The sequence below is a fragment of the Nocardia tenerifensis NBRC 101015 genome, assembly GCF_000308715.1.
Classification (GTDB): domain Bacteria; phylum Actinomycetota; class Actinomycetes; order Mycobacteriales; family Mycobacteriaceae; genus Nocardia; species Nocardia tenerifensis.
In genome coordinates this window covers 1-5,545 of sequence record NZ_BAGH01000379.1, presented here as the reverse complement: position 1 = coordinate 5,545, position 5,545 = coordinate 1, and the positions used below count along the sequence as shown (strand labels likewise).

Here is a 5,545-nt window from a genome sequence, read left to right as displayed (position 1 = left end):
CGATGATTCCGATTCGCATATCAACTCCTGGCTCGAAAAAGGTTCGGAGCCAACGCTAGAAAGGTCGATAGGCACCCGCGGGTGCGCTACGGCACTGGCATGCTGGCGGACATGACCGAGCCGATCATCGCCGAGCGGGCGGAGTTCGCGCCGTACGGCGACTTCGAATCCGACTGCCCCGCCAGGATCGGGGTCGACGTGTTCGGCAACTCCTGGCTCCCCGTCGTCGTGTACCTGCTGCGCGAGGGCCCGATGCGCCCGAGCGACCTGCGCGCCGCGATCGGCGGCATCAGCCAGAAGATGCTGACGCAGACCCTGCGCCGGATGGAGCAGATGACCCTGCTCGAACGCCGCCGCTACGCCGAGGCGCCCCCGCGCGTCGAGTACGAACTCACCGAGGCCGGCCGAGATCTGCTCATCCCCATCTACGCCCTCGGCGACTGGGTCGACCGGCACGGCCGCGCCGTGGCCGAAGGTTTGGCGGGCACAGGCGACTGATCTCGGGGAGCGCCACACCCATACCCAACTCCGCGTAAACGACTGGCTAACGCTGTCGGAAGTACCCATGACCTGCGCGAAACATCGTGTACCCGGCGTTGGATACGTCCTACTCGACCGTACGATTCAAGTGTGAGTGTTCCGCAAGCCGTCCTACTGGCAGTCCTTGCGGCTGTCGTGGGTCTGGCAGTCGGCGGGCTACTTATCCCCTATATGAACGCCAGGCAGCAGGCCCGCAGGCAGGCGGACTCCGGCCTGACGATGTCGCAGGTGCTCGACCTGATCGTGCTCGCCTCCGAGAGCGGCATCGCGGTGGTCGACGAGTACCGCGACGTGGTGCTGGTCAACCCGCGCGCCGAGGAGCTCGGCCTGGTCCGCAACCGCCTGCTCGACGAGCGTGCCTGGGCCGCCGTGGAGAAGGTGCTCGCCACCGGCGAGTCCGCCGAGTTCGATCTGACCGCGAAGAACCCCGTGCCCGGCCGCGGCCGCATCGCCGTGCGCGGCGTGGCCCGCCAGCTATCGCGCGAGGACACCAATTTCACCGTCCTCTTCGCCGACGACGACTCCGAGCAGGCGCGGATGGAGGCGACCCGGCGCGACTTCGTCGCCAACGTCAGCCACGAGCTCAAGACGCCGGTCGGCGCGATGAGCCTGCTGGCCGAGGCCATGCTCGAGTCGGCGGACGACCCGGAGGCCGTGCGGCACTTCGGACAACGCGTCCTCGGCGAGTCACGCAGGCTCGGCAAGATGGTGACCGAGCTCATCGCGCTGTCGCGGCTGCAGGGCGCCGAGAAACTGCCCGAGCTCGAGGTGGTCGACGTGGACACCGTCGTCATGCAGGCGGTCGACCGCTCGCGCACCGCCGCCGAGGCCGCCGGCATCACCGTCAGCACCGACCGGCCCAGCGGGCTCGAGGTGCTCGGCGACGAAACGTTGCTGGTCACAGCGTTGTCGAATCTGGTGGAGAACGCGATAGCGTACTCACCGGCCGGCTCGCACGTGTCGGTCAGCCGGTCACTGCGCGGCGACCACGTCGCGATGGCCGTCACCGATCGCGGCATCGGCATCGCCAAGGAAGACCAGGAGCGGGTGTTCGAACGTTTCTTCCGCTCGGACAAGGCCCGCTCGCGCGCCACCGGCGGTACCGGGCTCGGCCTGGCTATCGTCAAACACGTGGCCGCCAACCACAACGGTGAGATCACCCTGTGGAGCAAGCTGGGCACCGGATCGACGTTCACCCTGCGAATACCTGCCCACCACGAGGCCGACGGAGAAGAGGATTCCGCGGGCCCGACGGTGAGCATGAGAGAAACAAGCCCGCGCCCCTCGGGGCCGGGCCGACCCAATGGTGTGGAGGCACGCAGATGACGAGTGTGTTGATCGTCGAGGATGAGGAGTCGCTGGCCGATCCGCTCGCGTTCCTGCTGCGCAAGGAGGGTTTCGAGGTCACCGTCGTCGGTGACGGGCCGTCCGCGCTCGCCGAGTTCGATCGCTCGGGCGCCGACATCGTGCTGCTCGACCTCATGCTGCCCGGCATGAGCGGCACGGACGTGTGCAAGCAGCTGCGCACCCGCAGCGGCGTGCCGGTGATCATGGTGACGGCGCGCGACAGCGAGATCGACAAGGTGGTCGGGCTCGAACTCGGCGCCGACGACTACGTGACCAAGCCGTACTCGGCGCGCGAGCTGATCGCGCGCATCCGGGCCGTGCTGCGCCGCGGCGCGGGCGACGAGCTCGACGGCGCCAACGAGAGCGGCGTGCTGGAGGCGGGCCCGGTCCGGATGGACGTGGACCGCCACACCGTCCTGGTGAACGGCGCGCCGGTCACCTTGCCGCTCAAGGAGTTCGACCTGCTCGAATACCTGCTGCGCAACTCCGGCCGCGTGCTCACCCGCGGCCAGCTCATCGATCGCGTGTGGGGCGCAGACTACGTCGGCGACACCAAAACCCTCGACGTGCACGTCAAGCGCCTGCGCTCCAAAATCGAGGCGGACCCGGCCAAGCCCGAGCACCTGGTCACGGTCCGAGGGCTCGGCTACAAACTGGAGGCATAACGCAAATACCCATGTACTCACGGAACTCAGCAACTGATTTCGTGAGTACATGGGTAACTTGTCGGGCACAAGCCAACTCGACCGGCTAGTTGCCGTCGGCCGCCAACGCTACTGTCGCGGCACTCGAGTCTGGCCTAAAGACTCGGAGAGGCGGGGGAGCCGAGGACGCTGCGAAGTCCTCGGCCGTTTCTTGTGTGCTTTATCAGGGGAGGTAAGTCCACGTCGGGCCGACGCCCGGAACGTCCATCTTGCGCAACGTGATCCAGCCCAGATCGTCTTCCTGCATGCAGTCGTAGACGTCCGCCGCGCTGGTGCCCCGGCACGCGATGGTGCGCGAGGTGCCGTACGGGCTCATGATCAGGTTCTTGCCCTGCGCCGCGGCGTTCACGGCCTCGGGGGTGTTGGCGGGCAGGAAGTCCGCGGTGAAGTCGGCGTACTTGGCGGGGTCACCGTTCGGTTCGGCGTTGGCGACGGCGGGCAGGCAGAGTGCGGCGCCGAGCGCGACGGCGGCCACGGTGAAAACTTTCTTGGACATGACCGCACATCAAACCGCAAACGAGTGAAGATCGCATGCCTTCCAGGTGAACGAGGTGCAAGGTCTCATTCCGAGGGCTTCACGCGGTCGCGCTGTTCGCGCTGTCGCGCAACCGATCCGCGTGCACCGTCGCCGGGTGGATCGCGATGAGCCCGAGCCCCTGGCGTCGCTTGCAGTGCCTGGCCAGCTCCTCGTAGGCGGGCTCGCCGAGCAGTTCCCTCAGCTCCGGGGCGTAGGACTGCCAGACCGGACGCGTACCGACGTGGGCGTCCGGCGAGCCCGAGCAGTACCAGTCCAGGTCCTCGCCGCCGGGGCCCCAGCCGCGGCGGTCGTACTCGGTGACCGTGGTGCGCAGGATCTGCACGCCGTCGGGCCGGTCCACCCAGTCCTGGGTGCGTCGAATGGGCAACTGCCAGCACACGTCCGGCTTCACCTCGAGCGGCTCGATGCCGCGCCGCAGCGCCATGCTGTGCAGCGAGCAGCCGACGCCGCCCGCGAAACCGGGCCGGTTGAGGAAGATGCACGCGCCGTCGAAGCGGCGGGTCCGCAGCGCGGGCTCGTCCTCCAGCTCGTCGAGTTCGAGGTAGCCCTTCTTGGTGACCTTGCCGGTCGCGTCGCGCGCCTCGTCCATGAGCTGCCAGTCCGCGGGCGTGAGCATCTTCACAGCGTTCTGCAGCCGTTTGCGATCGTCCTTGTCGGACAGGAACGCCCCGTGCGAACAGCAGCCGTCGTCGGGGCGATCGGCGAGGATGCCCTGGCACGCCGGGGTGCCGAAAACGCACGTCCAACTCGACAGCAGCCAGGTCAGATCGGCGACGATCAGATGCTCGTCATTTGCTGGATCGACGAACTCGATCCATTCCCGGGGAAAATCCAAATCGACCTCGGGACTCGGATCGATCTTCCCCGCTGGTCGGGGCCGGGTCGGGCCGCTCGCGGATGCGCCTACCGTCACACCTCGGAACGCTAACAGTTCAGTCGCTTGGCCTGAAGGGCCGGATCACCCAGTACCGTGTTGTTGTGCGGCTTGGGGTACTCGATGTCGGAAGCAATACCGTCCACCTGCTGGTAGTGGACGCGCATCGGGGTGGTCACCCCATGCCGATGAGCTCGACCAAGGCCACTTTACGGCTGTCGGAGAACATCGATGACGAGGGCCGGATCACCGAGGCGGGGGCCCGGCGGCTGATCGCCACCGTCGCCGAATTCGCCAGCATCGCCGAGACTTCCCGGTGCGTCGAGCTGATGCCGTTCGCGACCTCCGCGGTGCGCGAGGCGGCGAATTCCGAGGAGGTGCTCGGGCGTGTCCGTGCGGAGACCGGCGTCGCGCTGCAGGTGCTGTCCGGGGTCGACGAGGCGCGGCTGACCTTCCTCGCGGTGCGCCGCTGGTTCGGCTGGAGCGCGGGCCGCATTCTCAACCTGGACATCGGCGGCGGCTCGCTGGAGATGACCAACGGCGGCGACGAGGAGCCCGACGTCGCGCTGTCGCTTCAGCTCGGGGCGGGCCGGTTGACCAGGGAGTGGCTGCGCGAGGACCCGCCGGGCAAGCGCCGCGTCAACGTGCTGCGCGACTGGCTCGACGCGGAACTCGCGCTGCCCGCGAAACAGCTGCTCGACGCGGGCAGGCCGGACCTGGCCGTCGGCACGTCGAAGACCTTCCGCTCGCTGGCCAGGCTGACCGGGGCGGCACCCTCGGCGGCGGGCCCCCGGGTGCGTCGTACACTCACCAGCTCAGGTCTGCGCCAACTGATCGCGTTCATCTCGCGGATGACGGCGGCCGACCGGGCAGAATTGGAAGGCGTGAGTTCCGATCGGTCACAGCAGTTGGTGGCCGGCGCATTGATCGCGGAGGCGAGTATGCGGGCACTATCGCTGGAATCTCTGGAGATTTGTCCCTGGGCGCTGCGGGAAGGGCTGATCCTGCGCAAACTGGATACCGACATGAACGGCGGACCCCGAGCGACGCGCTTACCGGGCCCGGCGGCCGAGAACGGCCGCCCGGCGTCCGGTGACGCCGCGCTACCGGGGCCGATAGGAACGGTGTCGTCATGAGTGAGCGAAGCGAGTCGCGGATATGAGCGACGACTCCAAACAGTTGTCGGTCGCCGAGCTGCTGGCGCGCAACGGCCAGCAGGGCGCGTCGTCCGCGGGCGGCGGTCGCCGTCGCCGCGGCGGCCGCGGGATCTCGGTGGCCGAGCTGACGGGCGACATGCCCGTCATCGGCGGCGGCCACTCGTCGCACGCCGCCCCCGAGGAGGCGCCGGACGAGCCGGCCTACGAGCCGCCCGCCTACGAACCGCCCGCATCGGACCCTGTCGCATACGCGCCACCCGCGCCGGAGCCGTCGGCGTACTCGCCGATCTCGGGCCCGATCTCGATGTACGACCCGCTGGCGGCCTACGCCCAGCCGGAGCCGCAGGCCGACCCGCTGCCCGGCAGGTCGGGTCTGGTGATGCCC

6 protein-coding genes and 1 pseudogene are annotated in these 5,545 nt (G+C 68.5%); 5 read left to right on the top strand and 2 right to left on the bottom strand.

Annotated elements, in window-relative coordinates; genetic code table 11:
* Positions 1-81: 81 nt before the first annotated feature.
* The 3 genes from ON39_RS30345 to ON39_RS30335 all read left to right on the top strand — a co-directional run bounded on the left by ON39_RS30345 (position 82) and on the right by ON39_RS30335 (position 2,552).
* Positions 82-498: a winged helix-turn-helix transcriptional regulator gene (locus ON39_RS30345; RefSeq protein WP_255219311.1), complete on the top strand. Its 417-nt coding sequence runs from the start codon at positions 82-84 to the stop codon at positions 496-498.
* Between the two features lie 132 nt (positions 499-630).
* Positions 631-1,866 (top strand): sensor histidine kinase, encoded by a 1,236-nt coding sequence (locus ON39_RS30340; RefSeq protein WP_040739438.1) that lies wholly within the window; start codon positions 631-633, stop codon positions 1,864-1,866.
* Positions 1,863-2,552, top strand: a complete 690-nt coding sequence (locus ON39_RS30335) for a response regulator (RefSeq protein ID WP_040739437.1) — start codon at positions 1,863-1,865, stop codon at positions 2,550-2,552. Before ON39_RS30340 ends, ON39_RS30335 begins: the two co-directional genes overlap by 4 nt.
* A gap of 202 nt (positions 2,553-2,754) precedes the next feature.
* Here ON39_RS30335 and ON39_RS30330 read toward each other — a convergent pair whose 3' ends face one another.
* Together ON39_RS30330 and ON39_RS30325 are read right to left on the bottom strand one after the other, a co-directional pair.
* Positions 2,755-3,087, bottom strand: a complete 333-nt coding sequence (locus ON39_RS30330) for a hypothetical protein (RefSeq protein WP_040739436.1) — start codon at positions 3,085-3,087, stop codon at positions 2,755-2,757.
* Between the two features lie 79 nt (positions 3,088-3,166).
* Positions 3,167-4,042, bottom strand: a complete 876-nt coding sequence (locus tag ON39_RS30325) for a DUF3109 family protein (RefSeq protein WP_051187341.1) — start codon at positions 4,040-4,042, stop codon at positions 3,167-3,169.
* 65 nt (positions 4,043-4,107) lie between these two features.
* On the opposite strand from ON39_RS30325, the gene ON39_RS30320 reads away from it, so the two are divergent.
* Positions 4,108-5,139 carry a Ppx/GppA family phosphatase gene (locus ON39_RS30320; RefSeq protein ID WP_040739435.1) on the top strand — a complete coding sequence of 344 codons (1,032 nt, stop codon included), beginning with the start codon at positions 4,108-4,110 and terminating at the stop codon, positions 5,137-5,139.
* A 22-nt stretch (positions 5,140-5,161) separates the two neighbouring features.
* A pseudogene (locus ON39_RS30315) lies at positions 5,162-5,545 on the top strand (hypothetical protein); the annotation flags it as partial.

What these genes read in the sequence shown, in the direction of transcription:
- ON39_RS30335 (WP_040739437.1), top strand. Translation starts at nt 1,863, where the DNA reads ATGACGAGTGTGTTGATCGTCGAGGATGAGGAGTCGCTGGCCGATCCG.
- ON39_RS30330 (WP_040739436.1), bottom strand. Translation starts at nt 3,087, where the DNA reads ATGTCCAAGAAAGTTTTCACCGTGGCCGCCGTCGCGCTCGGCGCCGCA.